Source organism: Streptomyces sp. YIM S03343, from assembly GCF_054729195.1.
Genome location: NZ_JBPUKX010000001.1, coordinates 6174760 through 6200788, shown reverse-complemented (window position 1 = coordinate 6200788; position 26029 = coordinate 6174760). Strand labels below are relative to the sequence as shown.

18 protein-coding genes, 2 tRNA genes and 3 pseudogenes are annotated in these 26029 nt (G+C 71.0%); 7 read left to right on the top strand and 16 right to left on the bottom strand.

The features are described 5' to 3' along the window. Positions 1-12: 12 nt before the first annotated feature. Entirely contained in the window at positions 13-999 is a 987-nt protein-coding gene (holA, locus tag ACSYGN_RS27055; protein WP_460399997.1) for a DNA polymerase III subunit delta, read from the bottom strand. Positions 1000-1197: 198 nt separating this feature from the next. Here holA and ACSYGN_RS27050 point away from each other — a divergent pair. From ACSYGN_RS27050 to ACSYGN_RS27030, 5 genes and pseudogenes are all read left to right on the top strand, one after another. Further along, positions 1198-2026 (top strand): annotated as a pseudogene (locus ACSYGN_RS27050) (IS256 family transposase); the annotation flags it as partial. 45 nt (positions 2027-2071) lie between these two features. Continuing rightward, the gene (locus ACSYGN_RS27045) at positions 2072-4162 is read left to right on the top strand and encodes an ISAzo13 family transposase (protein WP_460399995.1); all 2091 of its coding nucleotides are present in this window, start codon (positions 2072-2074) and stop codon (positions 4160-4162) included. Positions 4163-4165: 3 nt separating this feature from the next. Then, positions 4166-4624: pseudogene (locus tag ACSYGN_RS27040) on the top strand (transposase); the annotation flags it as partial. Between the two features lie 252 nt (positions 4625-4876). Beyond that, positions 4877-5575: an IS607 family transposase gene (locus ACSYGN_RS27035; protein ID WP_460399993.1), complete on the top strand. Its 699-nt coding sequence runs from the start codon at positions 4877-4879 to the stop codon at positions 5573-5575. Next, a complete protein-coding gene (locus ACSYGN_RS27030; protein ID WP_460399991.1) occupies positions 5568-7685 on the top strand; it encodes a zinc ribbon domain-containing protein in 2118 nt (705 codons plus the stop codon). The genes ACSYGN_RS27035 and ACSYGN_RS27030 overlap by 8 nt, the downstream gene beginning before the upstream one ends. A 32-nt stretch (positions 7686-7717) precedes the next feature. Here the strand turns inward: ACSYGN_RS27030 and ACSYGN_RS27025 are convergent, their stop codons facing one another. From ACSYGN_RS27025 to leuS, 7 genes and pseudogenes are all read right to left on the bottom strand, one after another. Beyond that, positions 7718-7963 (bottom strand): hypothetical protein, encoded by a 246-nt coding sequence (locus tag ACSYGN_RS27025; protein WP_460399988.1) that lies wholly within the window; start codon positions 7961-7963, stop codon positions 7718-7720. Between the two features lie 17 nt (positions 7964-7980). Next, on the bottom strand, positions 7981-8832 hold the full coding sequence (locus ACSYGN_RS27020; protein WP_460403769.1) for an arylamine N-acetyltransferase family protein: 852 nt from the start codon (positions 8830-8832) through the stop codon (positions 7981-7983). 19 nt (positions 8833-8851) lie between these two features. Continuing rightward, positions 8852-11031: pseudogene (locus ACSYGN_RS27015) on the bottom strand (ComEC/Rec2 family competence protein). 251 nt (positions 11032-11282) lie between these two features. After that, entirely contained in the window at positions 11283-12329 is a 1047-nt protein-coding gene (locus tag ACSYGN_RS27010) for a helix-hairpin-helix domain-containing protein (RefSeq protein ID WP_460399986.1), read from the bottom strand. A 141-nt stretch (positions 12330-12470) separates the two neighbouring features. Continuing rightward, on the bottom strand, positions 12471-13316 hold the full coding sequence (locus ACSYGN_RS27005) for a DegV family protein (protein WP_460399984.1): 846 nt from the start codon (positions 13314-13316) through the stop codon (positions 12471-12473). A 72-nt stretch (positions 13317-13388) separates the two neighbouring features. Beyond that, positions 13389-14162 (bottom strand): hypothetical protein, encoded by a 774-nt coding sequence (locus tag ACSYGN_RS27000; RefSeq protein ID WP_460399982.1) that lies wholly within the window; start codon positions 14160-14162, stop codon positions 13389-13391. Positions 14163-14329: 167 nt separating this feature from the next. Continuing rightward, entirely contained in the window at positions 14330-17200 is a 2871-nt protein-coding gene (gene leuS / locus ACSYGN_RS26995; protein ID WP_460399980.1) for a leucine--tRNA ligase, read from the bottom strand. 542 nt (positions 17201-17742) lie between these two features. Between leuS and ACSYGN_RS26990 the strand changes: the two genes are divergently transcribed. Beyond that, a complete protein-coding gene (locus ACSYGN_RS26990; RefSeq protein ID WP_460399978.1) occupies positions 17743-19107 on the top strand; it encodes a cytochrome b/b6 domain-containing protein in 1365 nt (454 codons plus the stop codon). Further along, positions 19104-20717 (top strand): NADH-ubiquinone oxidoreductase-F iron-sulfur binding region domain-containing protein, encoded by a 1614-nt coding sequence (locus ACSYGN_RS26985; RefSeq protein ID WP_460399976.1) that lies wholly within the window; start codon positions 19104-19106, stop codon positions 20715-20717. Before ACSYGN_RS26990 ends, ACSYGN_RS26985 begins: the two co-directional genes overlap by 4 nt. A 171-nt stretch (positions 20718-20888) precedes the next feature. Here ACSYGN_RS26985 and ACSYGN_RS26980 read toward each other — a convergent pair. The 8 genes from ACSYGN_RS26980 to ACSYGN_RS26945 form a co-directional block, all read right to left on the bottom strand. Next, a tRNA-Ala gene (locus tag ACSYGN_RS26980) sits at positions 20889-20961 on the bottom strand. A gap of 150 nt (positions 20962-21111) precedes the next feature. Further along, the gene (locus tag ACSYGN_RS26975) at positions 21112-21345 is read right to left on the bottom strand and encodes a hypothetical protein (RefSeq protein ID WP_006136074.1); all 234 of its coding nucleotides are present in this window, start codon (positions 21343-21345) and stop codon (positions 21112-21114) included. Between the two features lie 430 nt (positions 21346-21775). Beyond that, positions 21776-21848, bottom strand: a tRNA-Ala gene (locus tag ACSYGN_RS26970). 103 nt (positions 21849-21951) lie between these two features. After that, positions 21952-22629: a histidine phosphatase family protein gene (locus tag ACSYGN_RS26965; RefSeq protein WP_460399973.1), complete on the bottom strand. Its 678-nt coding sequence runs from the start codon at positions 22627-22629 to the stop codon at positions 21952-21954. Then, positions 22626-23072, bottom strand: a complete 447-nt coding sequence (rsfS, locus tag ACSYGN_RS26960; protein WP_460399971.1) for a ribosome silencing factor — start codon at positions 23070-23072, stop codon at positions 22626-22628. Before rsfS ends, ACSYGN_RS26965 begins: the two co-directional genes overlap by 4 nt. Positions 23073-23208: 136 nt before the next feature. Then, on the bottom strand, positions 23209-24999 hold the full coding sequence (locus ACSYGN_RS26955) for an LCP family protein (protein WP_460399969.1): 1791 nt from the start codon (positions 24997-24999) through the stop codon (positions 23209-23211). 17 nt (positions 25000-25016) lie between these two features. Beyond that, on the bottom strand, positions 25017-25724 hold the full coding sequence (nadD, locus tag ACSYGN_RS26950) for a nicotinate-nucleotide adenylyltransferase (protein WP_460399967.1): 708 nt from the start codon (positions 25722-25724) through the stop codon (positions 25017-25019). Between the two features lie 92 nt (positions 25725-25816). After that, positions 25817-25972, bottom strand: a complete 156-nt coding sequence (locus ACSYGN_RS26945) for a hypothetical protein (protein WP_460399965.1) — start codon at positions 25970-25972, stop codon at positions 25817-25819. Positions 25973-26029: the final 57 nt, after the last annotated feature.

The window sequence follows — 26029 nt, the reverse complement described above, 5'->3', positions numbered from 1 at the left end:
TGTGAGCCGAGATCAGCGCCCCCGCGACCTCGCGGCACGCGCGATGGTCACCACGGCCTTCTCCAGGGCGTACCCGGGGTCCTCGCCGCCGCCCTTCACACCGGCGTCCGCATCGGCGACCGCCCGCAGTGCCACGGCCACCCCGTCGGGTGTCCAGCCGCGCATCTGCTGGCGGACCCGGTCGATCTTCCAGGGCGGCATCCCGAGCTCGCGCGCGAGATCGGCGGGCCGTCCGCCGCGCGCGGAGGACAGCTTGCCGATGGCCCGCACGCCCTGTGCGAGCGCGCTGGTGATCATCACCGGCGCCACGCCGGTGGCCAGCGACCAGCGCAGCGCCTCCAGCGCCTCCGCCGTCCGCCCCTCGACGGCCCGGTCGGCGACGGTGAAGCTGGACGCCTCGGCCCGCCCCCTGTAGTACCGCCCCACGACGGCCTCGTCGATCGTGCCCTCGACGTCCGCGGAGAGCTGCGACACCGCGGACGCCAGCTCCCGCAGATCGGACCCGATGGCGTCGACGAGCGCCTGGCACGCCTCGGGCGTGGCCGACCGCCCCGCCGTCCGGAACTCGCCCCGCACAAAGGCCAGCCGGTCCGCGGGCTTGGTCATCTTCGGGCAGGCCACATCCCTCGCCCCCGCCTTGCGCGCGGCGTCCAGCAGGGCTTTGCCCTTCGCCTGGCCAGCGTGCAGCAGCACGAGCGTGATCTCCTCGGCGGGCGCCGCGAGATACGCCTTCACATCCTTGACCGTGTCCGCCGACAGGTCCTGCGCATTGCGCACGACCACGACCTTGCGCTCGGCGAAGAGCGACGGACTGGTCAGCTCGGCGAGTGTGCCCGGCTGCAACTGGTCCGGTGTCAGATCCCGTACGTCCGTGTCGGCATCGGCGGCCCGCGCCGCGGCCACCACATCCCGCACGGCACGGTCGAGCAGGAGATCCTCCTGGCCCACGGCAAGCGTCACCGGGGCGAGCAGATCGTCGTTCGCAGTCTTCTTGGCCATCGCGTACAGCATCGCACGCACCACTGACATCACACCGCCGCGCCCCGGACCGGCAGGCCGGGAGTGTCATGAATCAGGTGTGATCTTCCCCGAAGGAGTCACCTGATGAGTACGACGATGGATCACCGGATCGAGTCCTTGGGCAGCGTGTCGCTTGCCGTGGCTGGCGGTGGCGTTCAGGGTGCCGACGTGAGGTCGATGCCGGTGTCTGAGAACGGTCTGTCCAGTGAGTTGCTGGAGGAGCTGGCCGCGTTGGCGGCCGAGAAGGTCCGCGGCGGGGGCGGACTGCGGCTGATGGGCGAGGGCGGGCTGCTGCCCGAGTTGGCCCAGCACCTGATGCAGGCCGCGCTGGATGCCGAGATGGACGAGCACCTGGCTGCCGGGGCCGGCCGGGTGGGCGGGCGCGGATCGCGCTCGGGCGGCAACATGCGCAACGGCTACCGGGCGAAGAAGGTCATGACGGAGGTCGGCCCGGTGACGGTGCAGGTCCCCCGTGACCGGCTGGGGACCTTCCGGCCCCGGATCCTGCCCGCCTACGCCCGCCGCACGGGCGCGCTGGACGATCTGGTGCTCTCGCTGACCGCCAAGGGCCTGACCTCCGGTGAGATCGTCTCCCACCTCGCCCAGACGTACGGGATGACGACCACGAAGGAGACCATCTCCACGATCACCGACAAGGCCCTGGAATCGATGGCGGAATGGCGCACCCGCCCGCTCGATCCGGTCTACCCGGTCGTCTTCGTCGACGCCGTGCACGTCAAGATCAGGGACGGTCATGTCGCCAACCGGCCGATCTACGTGGCCGTCGCGGTCACCGCCGACGGCTACCGCGAGATCCTCGGCCTATGGGTCGGCGACGGCGGTGAGGGTGCCAAGTACTGGACCACAGTCCTGACCGAGATCAAGAACCGGGGCGTGCGCGACGTACTGATGCTGGTCTGCGACGGGCTGAGTGCTCTGCCCGACGCGGTGAACACCGTCTGGCCTCGCACGGTGGTGCAGACCTGCGTCGTCCACCGAAGCCGTCAAGAAACAACGCGTTGCTTCGCGGAGACGAGATCGTTGATCTGGTATGCGCATATCCGACGAGGTCCGCAGCCAGTTGGCACGACGGTTCGACGTTCTTCTCCCGCATCTGAACGAGCGTCAACGGCGACTGGCGTTGGCGACCGAGGCCCGGCTGATCGGGCACGGAGGCGTCGGACTGATTGCGCGGATAGCCCAGGTCAGCGAGACGACTGTCCGCAAGGGCGTGTTCGAACTCGAGGCCGGGGCCGACCCGCTGCCCGAGGGGCGTATCCGGCGCCCTGGTGGCGGGCGGATGCGGGCCGAGGAGGTCGACCCTCAGCTGGTCCCGGCCCTGATGGCGCTGGTTGAACCGGACGAGCGCGGTGATCCGATGTCGCCGCTGCGCTGGACGACGAAGTCGCTGCGGCACCTGGCCGCAGAGCTGTCCCGGCAAGGGCATCGCGTGACCGCACCCACGGTGGGTCGGCTGTTGAAGGAGCAGGGGTTCAGCCTGCAGGGCACCGCCAAGACGCTGGAAGGCGATCAACACCCTGACCGGGACGCGCAGTTCCGCTATATCAACGAGCAGGTCAAGGAGCATCAGGCTGCGGGTGATCCGGTGATCAGCGTGGACGCGAAGAAAAAGGAACAAGTGGGGCAACTGCCGATGCCCGGGCAGGAATGGCGGCCGGCCGGACAGCCCGTCGAGGTCGAGGACCACAGTTTCTTCGCCGGTCCGCATGTGGAGTCCGTGATCCCGTACGGGATCTACGACATGAGCACGAACACTGGCTGGGTGAACGTCGGCACCGACCACAACACTGCCACGTTCGCGGCAGCTTCGATCCGCCGCTGGTGGCAGGCGCGCGGCCGCCACGACTACCCCCAGGCATCACGGCTGCTGATCACCGCGGACGCCGGGGGGTCCAACAGCTACCGCTACCGGGTTTGGAAGGCCGAACTGGCCGCGTTCGCCGCCGATGTCGGCCTGAACGTCACGGTGTGTCATTTTCCGCCGGGCACAAGCAAATGGAACAAAATCGAGCACAGGCTGTTCTCCCACATCACGATGAACTGGCGCGGACGCCCCCTGACCAGCCACGAAGTCGTCCTCAAAACAATCACCGCGACCACCACCCGGACCGGCCTGCGCGTCGAGGCCGCTCTCGACGAAGGCTCCTACCCGACCGGCATCGCGGTCAGCCGAGAACAGTTGCAGGCCCTGCCGATCACCGCGCATGCCGACCACGGCCAGTGGAACTACAGCATCGCCCCGAGCGGCGGCACCGCCCTCGCCCCGCGCGCCGACGAACGCACCGAGGCCCGCGCCCAAGCCCTCCAATTGCTCACCGACCCCCGCCTGACCGGCATGAGTACCGACGAACTGAACGCGCTGAAAGCCAAGTTGGCCCCCGCCCAGGCAGCCGCTGCTGAACAACACCGCTACGTGCTCCGCAAAGGGCGCCGCGTCGCCACCACCGGCCGCAGCCGATCACTGCTCTCCGATGCGGACGAAGTCCTGATCACCGTCATCTACCTGCGCCAAGTCTGCCCACAGAAGGTGCTGGGCGACCTGCTCGGGATCAATCCCGTCACCATCGGCCACGGCATCAAGGCCACCCGGAAGCTGCTGGACGAACAGAAGATCGGCATCACGCCCACCATCGTGCGCTACTTCACCCGCGCCGAGGACCTCCGCGCCTGGGTCACCGGCAGCGGCCCGGCCCAGCACGCTCCCGCGACACTGACCCGCCAGGCGCTGACGGCCCCGACTCTGACCGGCATGAGTCACGAGGCACTGCATGCCCTGCTCGAAGAACTGATCGTGCCCTATGCCGCCGCGATCGAAGAGCGCCGCCACCGCCAGCGCGGCGGCAACCGGCGCCCGGGCACTCGCGGCGGAGTCTTCCGGCAGAAGATCACCGACGGCGACCGGATCCTCGCCACGATCCTCTACCGCCGCCGCGTCTGCGGCCTCGACGCTCTCGCCGAGCTGTTCGGCGTCTGCCGCAGCACACTGTGGAACGCGATCCGTGATGTCCTGCCGATCCTCGATGCCCGCCACACCGACATCACTCCCGCCGACCACCGCCACCCCACCGCAGCCGACCTGCTCACCTCAGTCGGCGCCGATAAACACCAGGTTGTTTCTTGACGGCTTCACCTCATCCGCGCCAGCCTGCGCTATGCCTCCCGCCGTGACTGGGCCGAGGTCGCCCGCGACCTCAAGCCCGTCTACACCGCGGTCAACGAGGACGAAGCACGTCAACGGCTCGCCGAGTTCGACGCCACGTGGGGCAAGCGCTACCCGTCGATCGCCGGGACCTGGCAACGGGCCTGGAGCGAGTTCGTGCCCTTCCTCGGCCTGCCCGACGCGATCCGCCAGGTCGTCTACACCACGAATGCGATCGAGTCGCTCAACGCCCGCTACCGGCGCGCGGCCCAGGCCTGCGGACACTTCCCCAACGAGCAGGCCGCCCTCAAGCGCCTCTACCTGGCCACCCTCGCCCTCGACCCCACCGGCCGCGGCCGCCAGCGCTGGAACAACCGCTGGAAGTCCGCCCTCAACGAGTTCGACGTCCTCTTCGACGGACGCCTTACCGCCGGCCGGGTGTAGGCCGAACAGCCCACCGATCAACTCGTAGGCCAAACAGACGAATCACACCTAATTCCTGATAGACCCGGCAGGCCGGCGGCAGGACGGGCGAGGGTCTTCAACTGTTGGGTGCTTGGTTTATGGATCCGTGTTGATGCTGGATAGCAGGGTTGGTGTGGCTCTGCAGGTAATCCGGTGATCTGCCATGCGATGGTGTGGGGTTCGCACTGGTTTGGGCTGTCTGGTGGTGATGCGGCCGTAGGGTCCGTGGTCATGGAGCTTCTTCGTTTGGCGGTGGCCGCGCGCAGGGTGGGTGTGCACCCGGGGACGCTGCGGCTGTGGGCGAACGAGGGCAGGGTTGCGGTGGTGTGGGTGGGCCGGGAACGTCGTTTCTCCGTCGAGGCGTTGGACGCGTTGACGGGGAGTGCGGCGTCGGCTGAGCGGCGTGAGGCGTTGTATGTGCGGGTCTCGGGAACCAGTGGGCAGGAGTCGTCGCTGGCCGTGCAGGAGGCGGAGTTGCGGGGCTCGGCTTCGGGTGTGGTGGTCGCGCTGTTCCGGGACCGGGCTTCGGGGCTGCGGGAGTCGCGTCCGGGTCTCGACCGGTTGCTGAAGCGGGCGGCGGCGGGGGAGTTCACCCATGTGCGGGTCACGCATCGTGACCGTCTGGCCCGGTTCGGTGCGGGCTGGCTGATCGAGGTGCTGGCCCATCGCGAGGTGGCGCTCGAGGTCCTGCACGCCAAGGGCACGGCGGGGGGCAGGGAGGAACTGCTGGACGACTTCATGTCCCTGGTGGCCGCCTTCGCCGGACGGATGTACGGGCTGCGCTCGCGTGAAGCACGGCGACGGCTGCTGGCCGAGGCCGACGAGCGGATCGGCGATCCTGGCTCCGGCCCCGGTACCGTCGGCGCAGGTCCAGGTCGCTTCCCTGCTCCCGAAGCCGAAGCCGTGCGGGTGGGGGAGGACCGTGGCTAGGCTGATGGCGACGGCGACGTGTACCGCTTTTGGTGCCGTCCTGGAGGAGGGCGGGCACAGGGTCGGGCAGCGGGTGCTGTGCAAACGGGTGGGTTTCCTGGCCGTCTTGTGCCGGGATCTGACCGCCCGGCTGGTCGCGGCCCGGTGGGACGAGACGTCGCTGGATGTGCTGGCCGCCGGGGTGGACGCGGACGGCAAGGGCCTGCCGTCCAAGGGCTGGATGGCCCTACGCCGCCTGGGCTGGAACACGCCCGGCCCTGCTTCTGCTTCTGCTTCTGCTTCTGCTGCGTGTGCCGGGGCGGACGGGAGGGCGGGGGTGTACGTGTCGGACCGGGTGCGGCGGGCGGGTGAGGAGCAGGCCGCCCGCACGCTGCGTCTGGCCCTGCACCGGCGGGCCGTGGTCATGGCGCTGCTGGCCGCCTGGCCCGCCGATCCCTCTCGGCGTACCCGGGCGGAGTGGACGGCCCTGCGGGAGGTGCTGCCCTCGGGGACGAGTGCGGCGGAGATCCGCAACCGGACCCGGCAGATCCGCGACTGGGCCCGTGCACATGCCGGGCGCCTGCCCGCGGGCCTGTGCGAGCTGGAGGAACCCCCGGCGGTGGCCGCTTCGGTGCTGCTGGCGGCGATGGACCGGCAGCAGACCACCCTGGAGCGCCTGGATGCGGCACGGGCCCGGCTACGGGTGAAACTCCCCCTCGTGGCCACGCCGGTCTCCCGCCACGACTGGGCCTGGCACGTCATCGACCTGCGCCTTCCGGTCACCGTCGAGCCGGACGCGGTCCTGCACGCCCCCACCCTGCGCCCCACCCTCACCGGGCGGATCGCGGTGGACCTGCCGCACTCAAGGCCGCTGGCCACCGCTCCGGCCACCGGACACACCGTGGCGGCCGGTTTCGACTGGGGTGTCAACACCCTGCTCACCGGCGCCGTGGGCCGCCTGACCGGGCAGGCCGGGACGGCACGGGTGGTCACCGACGGCCGCCCGCTGGTCTTCGACGCCACCGCGGTCAGTGCGAAACTGCACCGGCTGCGCACCCACCGCGAACACCTCGCCGCCAAACGCGACCACCACCGCGCGCTCGCCGAGCCGCCCGGCACCTCGCCACCAGCCCGGACCGTCCTGCTTCAGCGGGCGGCGGTGCTGGAACGCGAGCACGCTCGGGTGTGCGCCCGCATCCGCCACCTGAACGACGCGCTGGCCTGGTCGGCCGCCCGATGGGCCGTCGACCAGACGCAGGCGCTCGGCGCCACCGTGATCTACATCGAAGACCTCGCCACCCTCGAGACGCGCAGCCGACGGCGGGGCAATGCCCGGTTGTCCGGGCAGGTGCGCGGCACCGTCGCCGAGGCGATGCGGCACCTGGCCGCCAAGGCCGGCATCACCGTCGTCACCGTCCCGGCCCGGGGCACCTCCGCCCTGTGTCCCCAGTGCCTGGGTGCGCTCGGGCATCATCCCGCCCCCGACCGGCTGGGCGAGCGCGGCTGGAAATGGGCCCACTGCACCGGCTGCGGTCTGTCCCTGGACCGCGACCTGGCCGCCGCCCGCCGGATCGTCTCACGCGGCCTGCTCGGCCAGACCCACACCCAAACCGAACGCGCCACCGGCACCCGTACCATCCGCACCCCCGTCGAGGGCACCGTCACCATGGTGCGCCGCCCGAAGAAGACCACCCGCCGCCTGCGCCGCGCGGCCACCGGCCCCGCCCGGCCGCGCGGCCCGAAGACCACCCCGGGCAAGACCCGCCCCACACCGGCCCGACCCTGCCCGGCCCGCCGGACACACACTTCCCGCCGTACGCCCGATGCGCGTACGGTCCCCGCCACCACCCCCACCGGGGCGGTACAGCGTCCGGCGGGGCATGACACCCAGACCCCCACCCCCTTCCCGGGGTGCGGGCCAGGTCATGGAGCACCCGCCCCCACTCGGCCGGAAGAACTCCTTCCGGCCGGGACACGGCGACTCTCCCGCGAAACCTGTCGGCGGCGCACCCGCGCCGCCGAGCGGACCGGCTTCCACCACGCGCACGCCACCGAAGTCCACCCCCTCACCCCGAGGTTCGGACCCCACGACGGCAATCGCACACGGCCACGCCGCGCCCGAAAAGCCTGAAACCATCAGACACACACAGAGTTTCAGAGACGCTACGGCTCCTCCCGCCAGCCCTCCCAGTCCCCCGCGAACTCGTCCAGCGCGGCCGGGTCCAGGCGGCCCTCCTCGTCGTGCAGGACGACAAGCCACTGTGCGTCCTCGGCGTCGTCGTCGCCCGCCAGGGCCTCGCGGACGACGGCCGGTTCCTCGTCGGTGCCGAAGCGGTCGGCGAGGGCGTCGGCCGCTTCCCGGGCGGCGTCGCGGTCGGGCAGGACCAGTACGTGTCTCACTTCGCTCACGGAGTCATCTTCCAGCCCTACGGCGTCCCCTTCGCGGCCGGGGCAGGGTTCCGGACCGTGGGGACATGGTCCAGCGTGATGCCGAAGCGGTCCCGGTAGGCGCCCAGCACCTCCTCGTCCGTCGTCAGTTCGGTCGTCTCCCGGCTCCCGTCGCGGGCGGTCGACGTCAGCGTGCGGCCGCTCAGGGTGAGACGGCCGCCGTCCTCGGTGATCCGGGAGCACACCAGGGAGCGGGTGAAATGCGAGGTAGGCGAGGTGCTGTGCCACCACGCCCCCGCGGCGAAGTCCGCGAGCACCCGTGGCCGCGTCTCCAGCCGGTACTCGGGTTTTCCGTCCCGGTACACATCCAGGTCGGCCGCCTCGTGGCCGTTCCGCCAGCCCCGTACCCCCGCTGCGTCCGGGCCCGCCTCGACGATCCGGAACACACCCCCCGGGTCCGCCTGCTCGCCCGGGTCCCCGAAAGCCAGCGGGTAAAAGCTGTGCGAGCCGAAGCCCACGTCGGCCAGCCAGTCACCGCCGTCCACCGTGCGCACCCGCAGCGCGAGATGGTCGTAGGGGATCCCGAGCCGCCCCTCCGCCCCGTACACCCGTGCCGCCAGCGTCGTGACATCGAAGCCCAGCGCGGCGAGCAACGCCCCGAAGGCGCCGTTCAGTTCGTAGCAGAATCCGCCCCGCCCACCGCTCGTCACCTTGTCCAGCAGCCGTTGCTCGTCCAGCACGATCTCCTCTCCCAGGTGCACGGACAGGTTCTCGAAGGGAACGGCCCGCAGGTGCCGCAGATGCAGTTCGCGCAGGACCTCCACGGTCGGCCACCCGGGGTGCGGGGCACCCAGACGGTCGAGATAGGCGTCGATCAGCGCGGGATTCATGGCCACGGGACTCATGCACTCAGTCTCGCGTGATCCGCAGCTTCCGGCCCTCTCCGGACACCGCCAGCGCGCCGTCGCGGTCCGTGCGCAGCACCGTCGCCCCTTCCGCCCGTAGCGCGGCGACCGTGCTCGGGGCCGGATGTCCGTACGGGTTGTCCGCACCGACCGAGATGAGCGCCAGGCGCGGGGCCACCCTGCGTATCAGCGCCGGGTCCTGGTGGGCCGAGCCGTGGTGGGCGACCTTCAGGACGTCCACCGGGCCCAGGAGGGCGCCCGCCGGGGAGTCCAAGAGGGCCTGCTGGGCCGGGGGTTCGAGGTCGCCGAGCAGGGGGAGGCGCAGTCCGGCCGAGCGGACGAACAGGGTCACGCTGGCGTCGTTCGGTCCGTCGGGCTCCGGGAACGGGTGTGGCGGCGGCCACAGTACCTGCCAGGTCAGCCGGCCTGCGGTGCGGCGTTCCCCGGCCCTCGCGGGGAAGAGGGGGATGTGGCGTGCGGCTGCCTCCCGTCTCACGGACTCCACCTGGTCCGCTGGTTCTTCGAACTCCGTCGTCTCGATCGCGCCCACCGTCCGCCCGCGCAGCACCCCGGGCAGCCCGGCGACATGGTCGGCGTGGAAGTGGGTCAGGATGATCAGAGGGATGCGTGTGATGCCCAGGTCGCGCAGACAGCGGTCTACCGGTGCCGGGTCTGGGCCGGTGTCCACGACCACCCCGGTTCCCTCGCCCGCCGCGAGTACCGTCGCATCGCCCTGGCCCACGTCGCACATCGCGTACCGCCAGCCTGGCGGCGGCCAGCCCGTGATCACCCTGGTCAGCGGGGGCGGCCGTACGATCGCGAGCAGGAGCAGCAGCCCGCACACCGCGCACAGCCAGGGGTGGGTCAGCAGTCGCCGCCCCACGGTCACGGTGATCGCGGTGACGGCGGCCAGCAGCAGCGCACCCGTCCAGCCGCCCGGCCAGTCCACTCCCGCTCCCGGCAGCGCGGCCCCGGTCCGGGCCACGTACGCGAGCCCGCCCGCGGGCCAACCCGCACACCAGGCCAGGGCCTTGGCCGCCGGTATCGCCATCGGTGCCGCCGCAAGCGCCGCGAAGCCCAGCACCGTCGCCGGGGCGAGGGCCGCTTCGGCGAGCAGATTGCACGGCACCGCCACCAGGCTCACCCGCGCCGACAGCACCACCACGATCGGCGCGCACACCGCCTGGGCCGCGGCGGCAGTGGCCAGCGCCTCGGCGAGCCGGGCGGGCACCCGGCGCCGTCGCAGGGCCTCGCTCCAGCGCGGCGCGAGGGTGAGCAGGGCGCCGGTGGCCAGCACGGAGAGCAGAAAGCCGTAGCTGCGGGCCAGCCAGGGGTCGTAGAGCACCAGCAGCAGGACCGCCGCCGCCAGTGCCGGGAGCAGGGATCTGCGGCGGCCGGTCGCGAGCGCGAGCAGGGCTACGGTGCCGCAGGCGGCGGCCCGCAGCACGCTCGGGTCCGGGCGGCACACGACGACGAAGCCGAGGGTGAGCGCCCCGCCGAGCAGCGCGGTCGCCCGCAGCGGGAGGCCCAGCCGCGGGGCGAGGCCACGTCGTTCGACGCGCTGGGCCAGGGCGGGCGGGCCGATCAGCAGGGCCAGCAGGATGGTCAGGTTGCTGCCGGACACAGCCAGCGTGTGTGCCAGGTCCGTCTCCTTGAACGCCTCGTCCAGTTCCGGCGGGATCCTCGACGTGTCCCCGACGACCAGGCCCGGCAGTAGCGCCCGCGCGTCCGGCGGCAGTCCGTCAGTGGCCTCGCGTAGCCCGGCCCGCAATCGGCCCGCCAGGCGCTGGGGTCCGGAGGGGCCTCCGGTCATCCGTGGCACCGGCTCGTCTTTGATGCGCGCGCGTCCACCAGCAGCAGTACCGGTGTGCGCGTCGTCACCTCTGTCCCGTCCGGCTGCTCGACCCGTCTCACCTCGCCCTCGATCAGAACGGATGGCGGTGCCGCATGATCGCCGTTGACATGGGGACGGGTCAGTCGGGGGTCCGAGGTGACCTCCACCTCGGCGGTCACGGTGGCGTACTGCCTCGCCAGCTCCGGCACCGGGCCCCTGCGCAGGTCCGCGCCATGCAGCCCGGCCGAGGCGGCGGACGCGGCTACCGCGGCCAGTACGGCGGCGCCGGTGGCCCGCGGCCAGGTGACAGCCATGCCAGCCATGCCGCGCCGTCGTAATGCCGGGCCCATCAGTACGCAGGCCGCCGCGAGGCTGGCGACTGCCACTGCCGCGGTCCGTGCGGGCGGCGCGTCCAGGAGCAGCGCGGTCGTCGCCCAGGCGGCCAGCGCGGGCGGTACGAGGCGCAGGTCCACCGGGGCTTCCTGGCGGGGGTGGGACGCGCCGAGCCGGCCGGCGGCCGCGTGCACGGCGGGGCGGGCGGCATCGGTCGGGGTAAGGCGGCCGTGAGCATTGCGGTCCGTCGGGGGCGGGACTCCACCGCTCATGGGCGGACCAGCTCGCGCAGATCGGCGAAGCGGCGGGTGCCGATGCCGTTGACCTGGCGCAGTTCGTCGACCGAGCGGAAGCCGCCGTGCCGGGTGCGGTAGTCGATGATGTGCTGGGCCAGCACGGGGCCGACGCCGGGGAGAGTGTTGAACTGTTCCGCCGTCGCCGTGTTGAGGGAGACCAACCCCCCTGTGCCAGCGGGTGCGCCGCCCGCAGCACCCTCTCCGAGCGGTTCGGGGGGTGCCGCGGGTGCCGGGCCGCCGACCACCAACTGCTCCCCGTCGCTCAGGAACCGGGCGCGGTTGAGGGCGTCGGTGTCGGTGCCCGGTCGTACTCCTCCCGCCGCCCGCAGCGCGTCGACCACCCGTGAACCGGCCGGCAGATGCCGGATCCCGGGACTGCGGACCCGTCCGGTGACATCCACCACGATCTCCGACCCTGCCGTCCCGGGGGCGGCGCGCTTCCGCAGTCCTTCCGGTCCTGTGGTTCCTCCGGTTCCTTCGCGTTCTCCGCTCTCGTACGGGACCTCCGCCCGTACCACCTGCGGTACACGCACCGGCTGGGTGCGGCCCGACCGGTAGTGGTGCACGGCGAAGGCCACGGCGACGACCAGCAGCACGGTCAGCGCGATCACGCTCCGCCGCTCCACCCCGCACCGCGTCTGCACCCACAACGGCAGCCGTTCGCGCACCGCGAGACCGGCTCGCTCACGCCATCCGGCGGCGCGGGGCACGGGATCGGGGCCGGCGCCGACGCCGGGTTCCTCATCCGGGGGCGCGGTGCACCGTTCCTCCCCCGGTGGTCCGCTCCCCGCCGCCTCCTCCGCCAACGCTTCCCGGCCCGCTACCCGTTCGGGGAAGAGCAGTTCCGCCCGGTGTTGGAGTGCCGTCGCCGGGGTCCTGCGGTCTCGCCGCAGTGGTCCTCGGGCGGTCGAACGGCGGTGCCGCGCACGGCCGTCGGAGCCGGGAGCGCGGCCCGGGCCGCTGGTCGCGGTGACTGTCTGGAGGGTCGAGCAGGTGCTCGTGCGTGATCGATGTGCCATGCGACGAGCATCCGCGATCCCGCCGAGCCGCGATGATCTTGGTCGATTTCCGTGGACCAACGCCCCGTTGTGGATAACTCCGCCACCCGTGAGGGTGAAGACGCGGGCGAAGGCACAGGTGACAACGCAGATGGAGAACCGTCAGCGCGGCGAGACCACCACGCCCAGCAGCCCCGGTCCGGTGTGCGCCCCGATCACCGCACCGACCTCGCTCACATGGAGGTCGCCGAGCCCGGGCAGCCGGGTGCGCAGCCGGTCGGCGAGGGCCGATGCCCGGTCGGGGGCGGCGAGATGGTGGACGGCGATGTCGACCTCGGTGCCGCCGGTCCGGTCGGCGACGAGTTCCTCCAGGCGGGCGATGGCCTTCGACGCCGTGCGCACCTTCTCCAGGGGTTCGATGCGTCCGCCCTCCAGTTGGAGCAGCGGTTTCACGGCGAGCGCGGAGCCGAGGAGGGCCTGGGCCGCGCCGATCCGGCCGCCCCTGCGCAGATACTCGAGGGTGTCGACGTAGAAGTAGGCCGAGGTGGCCGCGGCCCGCTTCTCGGCGATGGTGACCGCCTCGTCCAGGGTGCCGCCCGACTCCGCCGTCTCCGACGCGGCGAGCGCGCAGAAGCCGAGGGCCATCGCGATCATCCCGGTGTCCACCACCCGCACGGGCACCGGGGCTTCGCGTGCCGCGAGGACCGCGGCGTCGTAGGTGCCGGACAGTTCGGCGGAGAGATGCAGGGAGACGATGCCGGTGGCGCCGGACTCGGCGACCCGGCGGTAGGTCTCGGCGAAGATCTCGGGGGCGGGGCGCGAGGTGGTGACGGGGCGGCGCTTGTGGAGGGCCTGGACCAGGGCGCGGGTGGAGATCTCGGTGCCCTCGTCGAACGGCTCGCCGTCGACGACGACGGTCAGGGGTACCGCGGTGATGCCGTGGCGCTCCATCGTCAGCTGCGGCAGGTAGGCCGTTGAATCGGTGACGATCGCGACATGGCGGGACATGGACTGGAGGTTACCTTCCGTAGTACCCGGACGGCAGCCCGGCCTCTGCCAGGTGGGGTGGGAGAGGCGGGATCAGGTCGTGCTCTCGGGCCGAGGTTTCTTCTGCCACGGGTAGGTGGGGCGCGGGGCGGGCGGGTCGATGGAGGCCCGCTCGGGTTCCCCGGTGCTGTGCGCGGTGCCGTGGGAAGGGCCGCGCGAGGTGCTGCCCGCGCCCGGGGTGTCCGGCCAGGTCTGCTCGGCGGCCGGGCCGCCGGTGGTGGGGGCCTCGGGCCAGGGGGGCGGGGTGTGGGCGGGGTCTTCGGTCTTCTTCCAGTGCCGCAGGGCGCCCGCCTCGACATCGATCTGGGCGCTCAGGGCGTCCAGGTCGTCCTCGGCGAAACGGCGGGCACGGTCGTTGGCGGCCCAGCGCAGCGCGTCGGCCGACTGAGTGACGCGTTCAGTGCGCTCCCGCAGGGCGGGCAGCAGTTCGGCCAGTTTCGCCCGGTTCGGCTCGGACTCCAGCCGCTTGAGCTCGCCGTCGAGTTCATGTCCGTGGGCGCTGAGCTGGTGGAAGAGGCGCAGCGACTCCTTGAGGGACTCGTCCTCGGCGGCGCCGGCCTGGAGGGCGTCCTGGGTGGCGCGCATGGAGGTGCGCAGCTTGAGGCGGAGCTGGGCCAGTTCGCCGACGGGGCCGAACTGGGTGAAGGTCTTGGCGCGCAGTGTGTGGTCCTCGACGGTGCGGCGGGCCTGGGCGACCGTCCGGTCCACGCCGCGTTTGGCGGCGCCGACGGCCTTCACCGTGGCGTAGGCGCCGAGGGCCACGAACAGGAGGAAGAGAAGGGCGAACACTGCGACCACGGCTTCCACGACACTCCTCCTCCGGGCCCCGCACGGCACGCCTCGTGCCGCACCTCCACGGTAAACGCACAGGGCAGGCCCGCGGTTCCGATGGAACCCCGAACCTGCCCGTAGGGGATCACCCGGAGGTCCCTCCCCTGTGCTCAACCGAAGGCGACGCCTCGACGCCGGAGCCGTCACGCCGTGACGATGTTCACCAGCTTCGGCGCCCGCACGATCACCTTGCGGATGCCCGCGCCGTCCAGCGCGGCGACGACCTTCTCGTCAGCCAGCGCCGTCTTCTCCAGTTCCTCGTCGGAGATGCCGGGCGAGACCTCCAGGCGTGCCCTGACCTTGCCCTTGATCTGTACGACACAGGTCACGGTCTCGTCGACGACGTACGCCGGGTCGGCGACCGGGAAGTCCTGGTGGACGACCGAGTCGGTGTGGCCCAGACGGCGCCACAGTTCCTCGGCGATGTGCGGGGCCAGCGGGGCGACCATCAGCACCAGCGGCTCGGCGACCGCCCGCGGTACGGCACCGCCCGCCTTGGTCAGATGGTTGTTCAGCTCGGTGACCTTGGCGATGGCCGTGTTGAAGCGCAGCCCCTCCAGATCCTGGCGCACACCGTCGATCGCCTTGTTCAGGGCACGCAGCGTCTCCACGTCGGGCTCCGTGTCGACGACGGTGACCTCGCCGGTCTCCTCGTCGACGACGTTGCGCCAGAGCCGCTGCAGCAGCCGGAACTGACCGACCACCGCGCGCGTGTCCCACGGCCGGGAGACGTCCAGGGGGCCCATCGCCATCTCGTACAGGCGCAGCGTGTCGGCGCCGTACTCGGCGCAGATCTCGTCCGGGGTCACCGCGTTCTTCAGGGACTTGCCCATCTTGCCCAGCAGCCGGCTGACCTTCTCGCCGCCGTACCACCAGGCGCCGTCCCGCTCCTCGACCTCGGCGGCCGGTACCGCGATGCCGCGGCTGTCGCGGTAGACGTAAGCCTGGATCATGCCCTGGTTGAACAGCTTGTGGAACGGCTCGGCCGACGACACATGCCCCAGGTCGTAGAGCACCTTGGACCAGAAGCGCGCGTACAGCAGGTGCAGCACGGCGTGTTCGGCGCCGCCGACGTACAGGTCGACGCCGCCGTGCGGCAGGCCTTCGCGCGGGCCCATCCAGTAGCGCTCGATCTCGGGGTCGACCAGGCGCTGTTCGTTGTGCGGGTCCAGGTAGCGCAGTTCGTACCAGCAGGAACCGGCCCAGTTGGGCATGGTGTTGGTCTCGCGCCGGTACTTCCTCGGCCCGTCGCCCAGGTCCAGGGTGACGTTCACCCACTCCTCGTTGCGCGACAGCGGGGTCTCGGGCTGGGTGTCCGCGTCGTCCGCGTCGAAGGTGCGCGGCGAGTAGTCCTCGACCTCGGGCAGCTCCAGCGGCAGCATCGACTCGGGCAGGGAGTGGGCGACGCCGTCCTCGTCGTAGACGATCGGGAAGGGCTCGCCCCAGTAGCGCTGGCGGCTGAACAGCCAGTCACGCAGCCGGAAGTTGACGGTGCCGCGGCCGATGCCCTTGCGTTCCAGCCACTCCGTGATGCGTGCCTTGGCCTCGGCGACGGGCAGGCCGTTCAGGTCGACGTCGTCGTTGGTGGAGTTGATGATCTTCGCCTCGTACGACGCGAAGGCGTTCTCCCACGTGGCGGTGTCGGTGCCGCGCCCGTCGGTCGGCTCCACGATGCAGTGGATCGGCAGTTCGAAGGCGCGCGCGAACTCGAAGTCGCGCTGGTCGCCCGCGGGGACGGCCATGATGGCGCCGGTGCCGTAGCCCATCAGGACGTAGTCGGCGATGAACACCGGGATGCTGTCGCCGTTGACGGGGTTGACGGCGTAGGCACCGATGAAGACGCCGGTCTTGTCCTTGGCCTCGGCCTGCCGCTCCACGTCGGACTTGGCGGCGGCCTGCGCGCGGTAGGCGGCGACGGCCTCGGTGGGCGTGGCGTGGCCGCCGGTCCACACGTCGTGGGTGTCCTCGGGCCAGGCGTCCGGGGTGAACTTGTCGACCAGGGGGTGCTCGGGGGCCAGCACCATGTAGGTCGCGCCGAACAGGGTGTCGGGGCGCGTGGTGAAGACGGTGATGTGCTCGCCGTCGATCGGGAAGTCGACGCGGGCGCCCTCGGAGCGGCCGATCCAGTTGCGCTGCTGGAGCTTGATGGCCTCGGGCCAGTCCAGCTCCTCCAGGTCCTCAAGGAGGCGGTCGGCGTAAGCCGTGATCCGCATGTTCCACTGGCGCAGCTTGGCCTTGAAGACGGGGAAGTTGCCGCGCTCCGAGCGGCCGTCGGCGGTGACCTCCTCGTTGGCCAGGACGGTGCCCAGACCGGGGCACCAGTTGACCGGCGCGTCGGAGGCGTAGGCCAGGCGGAACTCGCTCAGGACGTCGGCGCGCTCCACGTCGGTCAGCTGGTCCCACGCGCGCGTGTGCCCCGGTACGGCGCGTTCACCGCAGGCGAACTGGGCGATCAGCTCGGCGATGGGGCGGGCCTTCTTCGCCTCGTCGTCGTACCAGGAGTTGAAGATCTGCAGGAAGATCCACTGGGTCCACTTGTAGTAGTCCGGGTCGATCGTGGCGAACGACCGGCGCTTGTCGTGGCCCAGGCCCAGCCGGCGGAGCTGGGCCTTCATGTTCTCGATGTTGGCCTCGGTGGACACGCGCGGGTGCGTGCCGGTCTGCACGGCGTACTGCTCCGCGGGCAGGCCGAAGGCGTCGAAGCCCAGGGTGTGCAGCACGTTGTGGCCGCTCATCCGCTGGTAGCGGGCGAAGACGTCGGTCGCGATGTAGCCCAGCGGGTGGCCGACGTGCAGGCCCGCACCGGAGGGGTACGGGAACATGTCCATGATGAACTTCTTGGGCCTGGCGACCAGCTCCGGATCGCCGGACAGGTCGCCGCCGGGGTTCGGCGCCGCGTAGGTGCCCTCGGCGTCCCAGAAGTCCTGCCAGCGTGCCTCGATGTCGGCCGCCATGGCGGCCGTGTAGCGGTGCGGCGCCGCCACCTCGGCGGCAGCGGGGTTCGTCTCGCTCATGATCCTCAAAGCTCCATCGATCGTCTCTGCCTGCGGCTGCGACTTTCCGGAAATGAAAAATCCCCTCGCACAGGAGGGGACGCCGCGCCGATGCCGGCCACTCGACTCACCCGGTGGCCGGGACTGATCAGCGCGGCTCGCTAAGCAGAAGGCGTACGGCACGCATGGCGTCAGGGTACCGCAGCCGTCGAGCGGGCCGCGACGGACTTCCGGCGGGGCGGCCTCGGCGGAGCCCGCACCAGGGGCGACTGCAGCGTCACAAGGGCGCCACGGCGGTACGACGGAGACATGACGGAGACACGGCGAAACCCGCGGCCGGGGCGCCGTAGCCAACCGTAGAGGCACCGCACCCGCTTGTGAAGGTTCTGAAAAGCTGAACAATGTTCAATGATAACCCGGCGTAACGACCCCTATGGGGACAACACCACCCCCACGCAACACCTTGATAACAACGCAATAACTCAAACGCCGTACCGCTCGGTTTGCGGCCACTTAGAGTGCTCGGTCGGGACCGCTTTCCCGAACCGCTCGGAGTTGCCCCCATGAACCCTCGCCGCAGTAACAGCTCGCTCCCCAAACCCGGCCGCTCGGCCTACGGGGTGGCGACCGCTGTCGTCCTGCTCCTCATACCCGTGATCGTGCTGAACGGAGGCAACTGGCTCCAGGACTTCCTGAACTTCGGCGCCGGCGTCCTGTCGCTCGTCTGCCTGAGCTGCTCGGTGATCTGGGGCCTGGTCGCCCAGGACCGGATCATCCTCAACATCCGCCAGCGCATCGTGGCCCAGGGCGTCCACCGGATCACCGCCGTCGCCTCGATCGCGTTCCTCATCGTGCACATCGCCATCAAGCTCGCCATCGACCACACCGTGCTGATCGCCGCGCTGATCCCCTTCAGCCTCGGCTTCACCGGCAGCGGCGGGCTGATCGGCCTCGGCTCCCTGGCCGGGCTGCTCATGATCTTCGTCGGTGTCACCGGCGCGCTGCGCAACCAGTTCGCCTCACCCGCGCCGGTGGCCGCCCGCTGGCGCGCGATGCACATGCTGGCCTACCCCGCCTGGTGCGCGGCGCTGATCCACGGGCTCTACGCGGGCCGCCCGGTGCGCAGCCCGCTCTTCACGTACCTGTACGAACTGTCCCTGATCGCGGTCATGGCGATGCTCGCCCTGCGCGCCGCGCCCCGCCCCTTCAAGCGCAAGGTCGCCGACCGGATCATGTCGCTGCTCGGCGGCGACGAGCGCACGGTCCTCGACGACCTCGACGACAGCCGCTCCCGGGCCGCGGAGTCCGCGATGCCGTCGGGCGGCGGCTCCCTGCCCGGCTACGAGGGGCGCGGCGGCCGTCGCTCCCCGCTCGGCGACACCGGAACCGGTGCCCAGCCGCGGGTGATGTCCCCGTCCGCACCGTCGTCCGCACCGTCCTACGAATCCCCCGCGGCCCCGCAGTCCGCGAACGGCTTCGCAGCCCCGCAGCCCGCGAACGGCTTCGCCGCCGCCTACCGCACCGTGACCCCGCCCGCCCAGCCCCGCCAGGACTACAGCGCCGACCAGACCGCCGTGATGGACCCGCTGACGGACATGCAGGGCACCGGAGCGATGCCCCGTGTGAACGCCGGCGGCACCGGAAGCTGGCCGGTCCCCTCCCCTCCCCCGGTCGGCGAGGCCCCGCCGTCGGCCTACGACCCGCTCCAGGACACCGGCTTCAACATCCCGGCCTACGGCAGCCAAGGCCCCGGCGGGTACCGCGGAAGTGACGTGTACGACACCGGTGAGACGAACACCCTCTACGGCACGTACAACACCAACGACACGTACAACAGCGGTCCCACCAACGCACCAACCCCCGGCGAGTCCTTCGACGCGCCGGGATCGGGTGAACCTTGGAACACGCCTTCCGGAGGCTATAGGTGAACGAGGCCCTGCCCGACGTTCCAGAAGTCCGCGTGGTCGGGCTTCCCCAGCTCACGTCGGGCTTCGACCTTGTCGAACGACTTGATCTGCCCATGCACCTCAAGGTGCACGGGCCGCTCGAACCGATGGGCGGGGAGCAGCTCGCGCAGCTCTCCGAGGCCATCAGTCTGAAGGGCCGCGGCGGCGCGGGCTTCCCCTTCCACAAGAAGCTGCGCTCGGTCGCCGACTCGGCGATCAAGCGCGGCGTCCGGCCGGTCGTCGTCGTCAACGGCAGCGAGGACGAACCGGCCTGCCGCAAGGACACGGTGCTCATCAACCGTGCCCCGCATCTCATCCTGGACGGCGCGCTGCTGTGCGCCGAGGCCCTGGGTGCCCGCACGCTCGTGGTGGGGGTCACCCGGGAGTCGACTCAGCGCTCCATGGAGGCCGCGCTCGCCGAACGCGGCCTCAGCAACAGCCGCCGGTCGGCGCTGCGCGCGAGCGTGCAGCGCAACCCGGTGCGCATGGTCACCGGCGCCGCGGCGTCGCTGATCCGCTCCATCGACGGCGGCCCGGCCATCCCGCCGGGCCGCAAGGTCAGCGCCTCGCAGAACGGCGTCGGCGGCGCCCCGACCCTGCTGTCCAACGCCGAGACCTTCGCCCAGCTGGCCATCGCCGCCCGCATCGGCCCCGAGCGCTACGGCAACACCGGCCTCTACGACGAGCCCGGCACCGTCATGCTCACGGTCTCCGGCGCGGTCGCCCGGCCCATGGTGATCGAGGTCCCCACGGGAGTGCCGCTGCGCTACGTCCTCCAGCTCGCCGGCGCCCCGCCGATGCCGCAGGGTGTGCTGACCGGCGGGTACCACGGCAAGTGGATCGACTCGGCCACCGTCAACGAGGCAGTCGTCTCCCGCAACTCGCTGGACGCGGTGGGCGGTGCGCTGGGCGCGGGCGCGATCCTGCCGATCAGCCAGGAGACCTGCCCGCTCGGCGAGTCGCTGCGGGTCGCCCAGTGGCTCGCCGAGGAGACAGCGGGACAGTGCGGTCCCTGCTACCTCGGGCTGCCGGCCGCCGCGCGCGGTCTGGAGGACATCCTGGGCGGCGGCGGACCGGCCGCTCTGGAGGCGCTCAAGCAGGTCGCGCGGAACGTCAAGCGCCGCGGCGCCTGTTCGCACCCGGACGGCTCCGCGATGTTCCTGGAGTCGACCATCAAGGCGTTCACCGACGACCTCGCCGCGCATGTCCTCGGCAACGGCTGCGGACGCCCGGTGGAGGGTGTCCTTCCGCTGTTCGAGGGGGGCAGGGCCCCGGCGGGCCTCCCGGGCGGCACGGAACCCGAGCAGACCGGCTCCAGCCGCCAGAAGATCTATGTCGACTGGACGCTCTGCCGCGGCCACGGGCTGTGCGCCGACATCCTCCCCGAGGTCTTCGAGCTGGGCGCCGACGGCTTCCCGACCGTCGCCCAGGCACCGGTGCCGCGCTATGCGGAGGCCAAGGCGGTACGCGCGGTGCGCCGCTGCCCGGCGCTGGCCCTGCGCATCGAGGAGGAGACGCCCCGGGACCGCGCCCCGGCCCGCAATCTGCCGGTCGTCTCCCAGGGCCGCGGACGGCGGGCCCTGGGCCGCTGACGCACCCCCACCCGCACACCGCCGACAGCGGGCGCCCCTTCGGGGCGGCCCGCTGTTCTGCTGGAGGAATTCGACGAAACCCCAAGGAACAACGAAACGACAGAACGACAAGAAACGACAAAAACGCTGAGGGCGGGTCACCCGATCCGGATGACCCGCCCTCACCAACTGTGGAGCTAAGGAGAATTGAACTCCTGACCTCCTGCATGCCATGCAGGCGCTCTACCAACTGAGCTATAGCCCCGTACGGCCACGCGATCCTCTCGCGTGTCGTTCGTTCCGCCCGGCTTCCCTGGCGGCGACGCCAACTTTACACGGTCCACCGGGTGGAACACCAAATCGTTTCCGGCGGCCCGTCACCGGGCGCGACGACCGCCGGATCAGACGGACCGGATCAGGCGGTGACGAACGAGTAGAACCGCTTGAGGGTGCAGTGCTCCTCCAGGAGCCGGCCGTAGATCGGCTCGCCCTCCAGCTCACGGTACGTCTCGATGGGGTCGCCTTTTATGATCAACGCCCGCGCGCACTCCTCGCACCAGTACTGGTAGTCGGGGTTGATCGGCTCCATGTCGCGGACGATCGGGGTGCCACTGCCACACCAATCACACTTCCGCCTGTGTGCACCCATGTATCAGCTCCAGCTGCGGCCGAGGGCCGTGCATACGGAGGAGGCCGTGTCCCGTGTAGACGCCGCACCGGGAAGGTGGCCGACCTCCCCGAGGATGCTCGCAGGCATCACTGCTCCCTCCCGTCGGGCCGCGCCCCCTACCGGCCGTTTGATTCTGCCACGCCACCGGCGGAACGGTCAGCGACGCATCAGTACCAGTCAGGACACGGCTCGGGACGGCCGTCACGGCCGAGGCGGCTTGCGTTCATAGAGCTCTTCACAAGAGGTATACGCCTGTGGACCCCGGGCGACTCAAGTCGGTTCAGGACCGCTTCATGATCACTTCAGAACGTCTTAAGGACCGCGGGGAAATCCACGGCGATCCATGGGGCAATACGGAAAATCCCGCCCCCTGGAACAGGGACGGGATCATCGTGAAGGTACCGATCTGTGGAGCTAAGGAGAATTGAACTCCTGACCTCCTGCATGCCATGCAGGCGCTCTACCAACTGAGCTATAGCCCCTCACCCCACGCGGTGGACCGCGCGGTGTTCTCCCCGCTCGGCGAGGCGAACAAGATGAACTCTAGCCTGCGACCTCCCGGAAAGTGAAATCCGGGTCCTGCCCTCAGTCGTCGTCGCCCAGGACCGGCTCGGGGAGAGTGCCGGCGTTGTGCTCCAGCAGGCGCCAGCCGCGGGCGCCCTGGCCGAGCACGGACCAGCAGCAGTTGGACAGGCCGCCGAGGCTCTCCCAGTGGCGGGCCTCCAGGCCGAGCAGACGCCCGATGGTCGTACGGATGGTGCCGCCGTGGCTGACCACCACGAGCGTGCCGTTCTCGGGGAGCTTCTCGGTGTGCCGCATGACGACGGGGGCGGCCCGGTCGGCCACCTCGGACTCCAGTTCCCCGCCGCCGCGGCGCACCGGCTCGCCGCGCTTCCAGGCGGCGTACTGGTCGCCGTAGCGCTCGATGATCTCCTCGTGGGTGAGGCCCTGCCAGACACCCGCGTAGGTCTCGCGCAGGCCCTCGTCGTGGGTGACGTCGAGGCCGGTGAGGACGGCGAGCTCGGCGGCCGTACGGGCGGCGCGGTCGAGGTCGGAGGCGACGATGGCGTCGGGCATCAGGGAGGCCAGCAGCCGGGCGGCGCGGCGGGCCTGGGTGAGGCCGGTCTCGGTGAGCTCGACGTCGGTGGTGCCCTGGAAGCGCCGCTCCACGTTCCAGGCGGTCTGGCCGTGCCGCCACAGGATGATGCGGCGGCCCCGGCCCTGCCGGGCGTCGGTCACATCACCGGTCCCGGCCCCGGTCACCGCCACTCACCGCCCAGGTCCGCGGACTCCTCGGCGGCCTGGAGCCGGGCGTGCTCGGCAGCCTTGCCGCGGGTGGCCTTGGCGTCGGCGGGCAGGTCGAGCTCGGGGCAGTCCTTCCACAGCCGCTCCAGGGCGTAGAAGACGCGCTCCTCGCTGTGCTGGACGTGCACGACGATGTCGACGTAGTCGAGCAGCACCCAGCGGGCCTCGCGGTCGCCCTCGCGCCGCACGGGCTTGGCGCCGAGCTCCTTCTGGAGGCGCTCCTCGATCTCGTCGACGATCGACTTGACCTGGCGGTCGTTGGGGGCGGAGGCCAGCAGGAAGGCGTCCGTGATCGACAGGACGTCGCTGACGTCGTAGGCGATGATGTCGTGCGCGAGCTTGTCGGCTGCCGCCTGCGCGGCGGTGGTGATGAGCTGGAGAGAGCGGTCGGTCGCGGTCACTACAGGGCTTTCCGTCGGCGGTCACTTGCGGTCACTTGACATCAAGGGTCTCACGGACAACCGAGGGGACCCCACGTGATTACCGGATCACGTGGGGTCCCCTCGGTGCTCGTGTGTCGGCTGGGTGCCGGCCGGGTCAGGACGACGACGGCTTGTAGTCCTGGCCGAGGACCACCGTGACATCGGCGTTGGCGCCGACGCTGCCCTTGGCGACGGAGCCGGCGGACAGGCCCAGGGTCTTGGCGACCTCGGTGGCGTTCTCCTTGTCGGCGGCGTCGCCGTACAGCACCTTGGAGGTGGTGCTGGTGGCCGACGGGGTGCCGCCGTCGAGGAAGGTGAAGCCACCGTTGAGGAGCACCACGCGGGCCTTCTCGGTGTTGGCCTTGGTCCCGGAGCCGTTCTGCACGGAGACCCGGACCGCGGAGCCCTTGGCGGGGCTCTTGGCGGTGCCGCCGAGGATGTCCTTCACCACACTGGCGCTGGTCTCGGCGCTGAGCGTGCCGTCCGTCTGCACCGGCAGCGCCGCCGTCCTGTAGTCACCGCCCTTGGCGAGGTCGGCGAGCTTGGCGAGGAAGGTGCCGAGGTCCTTGTCGGTGAGGGACGGGTCCAGGATCTGCGCGAGGGTCTGCACGGTGATCGTGGCGGCACTCGGATCGGAGGAGATCTTGCGCAGCACGCCCTGCATGACCTGCCCGAACCGCTCCAGCTGGGCGTTCTGGGTCTCGCCGGAGGCGCGGTAGGTGGCGTAGGCGACGGCCATCTTGCCGCTGAGGGTCTGGTCCTCGCCCTTGTGGACGAGGGGCGAGGCGCTCTTCTTCTTCGACGACGGGTCGGGCACGTCGGCGTTGGTGGTGATGTCGATGTTGCCGACCAGCTCGACGAGGTTCTGGAGATACGGGGTGTCCAGGCGCCAGGTGCCCTGGATGTTGGTGCCGAGGACGGTGTCGAGCTGGTCGCGGGTGCCGGAGGAGCCGTCGTCGTCGACCGACTTGGCGAGGGTCGTGGTGGTGCCGTCGTCGGCGCTGAGCGCGAGGGAGTTGGGCAGCAGGACGGTGGTGCCCTTCTTGGTGGTGGTGTTGTCGACGAGCAGCGCCGTGGAGGTGCCGCTCTTGCCCGTGTTGTGCAGATGGACGACGATCACGTCGCGTTTCTGGGCGCCCGCGGCCGTCGTGGTGCCGTTCGCCGAGCCGGACGACATGCCGGGCAGCTTGCCCGCGAACCAGAGGTAGCCGACGCCACCGACGGCGACCAGGGCCAGGACGACGGTCAGGGCGATGATCCGGCTGCGGGCGCGGCGGCGAGCCTCCTCGCGGCGCTCAGTGCGGTTCTCGGTGAACGCCATCCAGTCGATGACGTCCTCGGAGTCGCCGTCGGGTTCCTCGACGAAGGCGAACTGCTCGGTGTGGTAGTCCCGTTCGAGCTCGGACTCGGACTCGGACTCGGGTTCCGGGTCCTGGGTGCGGACGGGCTCCCCGGCCGGGCCGGGCTGCTGCGGGATGTAGGCGGTCTGCTCGGTGACCCGCGCCTGACGGCCGGTGGTGGCGGTCTGTCCGTACGGGTCGTACGGCGCCTGCGTGCCGGTGCTGTAGCCGTCGTAGCCGCCGTAGCCGGCCTGCGGCTGCTGCCCGGTGTCGTACGGGTCGTACCGCGTGTCGTACTGCTGCACGGGCGGCTGCTGGCCGGTGGCGTACGGGTCGTAGCCGTAGCCGGGTTGCTGCTGCTGCGCGTACGGGTCGTAGGTCTGGCCCGGGGCCTGCTGGTGGCCCTGGCGGCCCTGCTGTGCCTGCTGGTTCTGGTGGTGCTGCTGGTTCTGCTGCTGGTTCTGGTGGTGCTGCTGTGGCGGGGACTGCCGGTAGACCGGCTGGCCGTACTCGTCATAGCCGACGAGTTCGTACCCGTCCCCGTACCCCGCGTCGTATTCGTTCACCGGTAGCCCCTCTCGGCTCACTCGCCGCGGTACAGCTCGCGCTTGTGGATATAGCGCACGACACCGTCCGGCACCATGTACCAGATGGGGTCGCCTTTTTCGACTCTCTCCCGGCAGTCCGTGGAGGAGATCGCCAGGGCGGGCACCTCGACGAAGGAGACGCGGTCCTCCGGGAGTCCCGGGTTGGTCAGGTGGTGGCCGGGTCTGGTGACCCCGACGAAGTGCGCCAGCGAGAACAACTCCTCGGTGTCCCGCCAGGTCAGCAGCTGGGCGAGGGCGTCGGCGCCGGTGATGAAGAAGAGATCGGTGCCGGGGTTGAGGGCGTGCAGGTCGCGCAGGGTGTCCACGGTGTACGTGGGGCCGCCGCGGTCGATGTCGATGCGGCTGACGGAGAACTGCGGATTCTCCGCCGTCGCGATGACCGTCATCAGGTACCGGTCCTCGGCCGGGGACACCGTGCGGTGGCTCTTCTGCCACGGGTGGCCGGTGGGGACGAACACCACCTCGTCCAGCCGGAACTGCGCGGCGACCTCGCTGGCGGCGACGAGGTGCCCGTGGTGGATGGGGTCGAACGTGCCGCCCATGACGCCGAGGCGGCGCGTGCCGGGGCGGGCCGGGCCGTGCGCGGGGCCCTCTGCCGGACTGACGTCCCCTCCCCGCGCCGGACGGTGCGGTGTGCCGCCCATGTCGTTCGCCGGGCTGCTAGGCATGTGGAGCTCTCCCATGCGTGCAGACCCTACCGGCCCGTCCTGAGCCCCCCGGTCCACAGACCCCGGGGCGGGGCCCCGGGGACAGTGGTGCGCGGCCGGGACCCGGCTCAGCGGTCCCGGTTGAACCGGGTGGTGATGAACAGCAGGAGCAGCAGGATCAGCAGCGCTCCGCCGCCGGTGACGTACGGGCTGAGGCTCTCGTGGTTGCCGCCCTCGGTCTCGGCGAGGGTGGCCAACTGGGCTGCGGTGTCAGGGAAGCTCATCTTCGGCAGGACCTATCGGTGTAGGCGGGATAAAGATGTCGGCTCATCGTAAGCGGG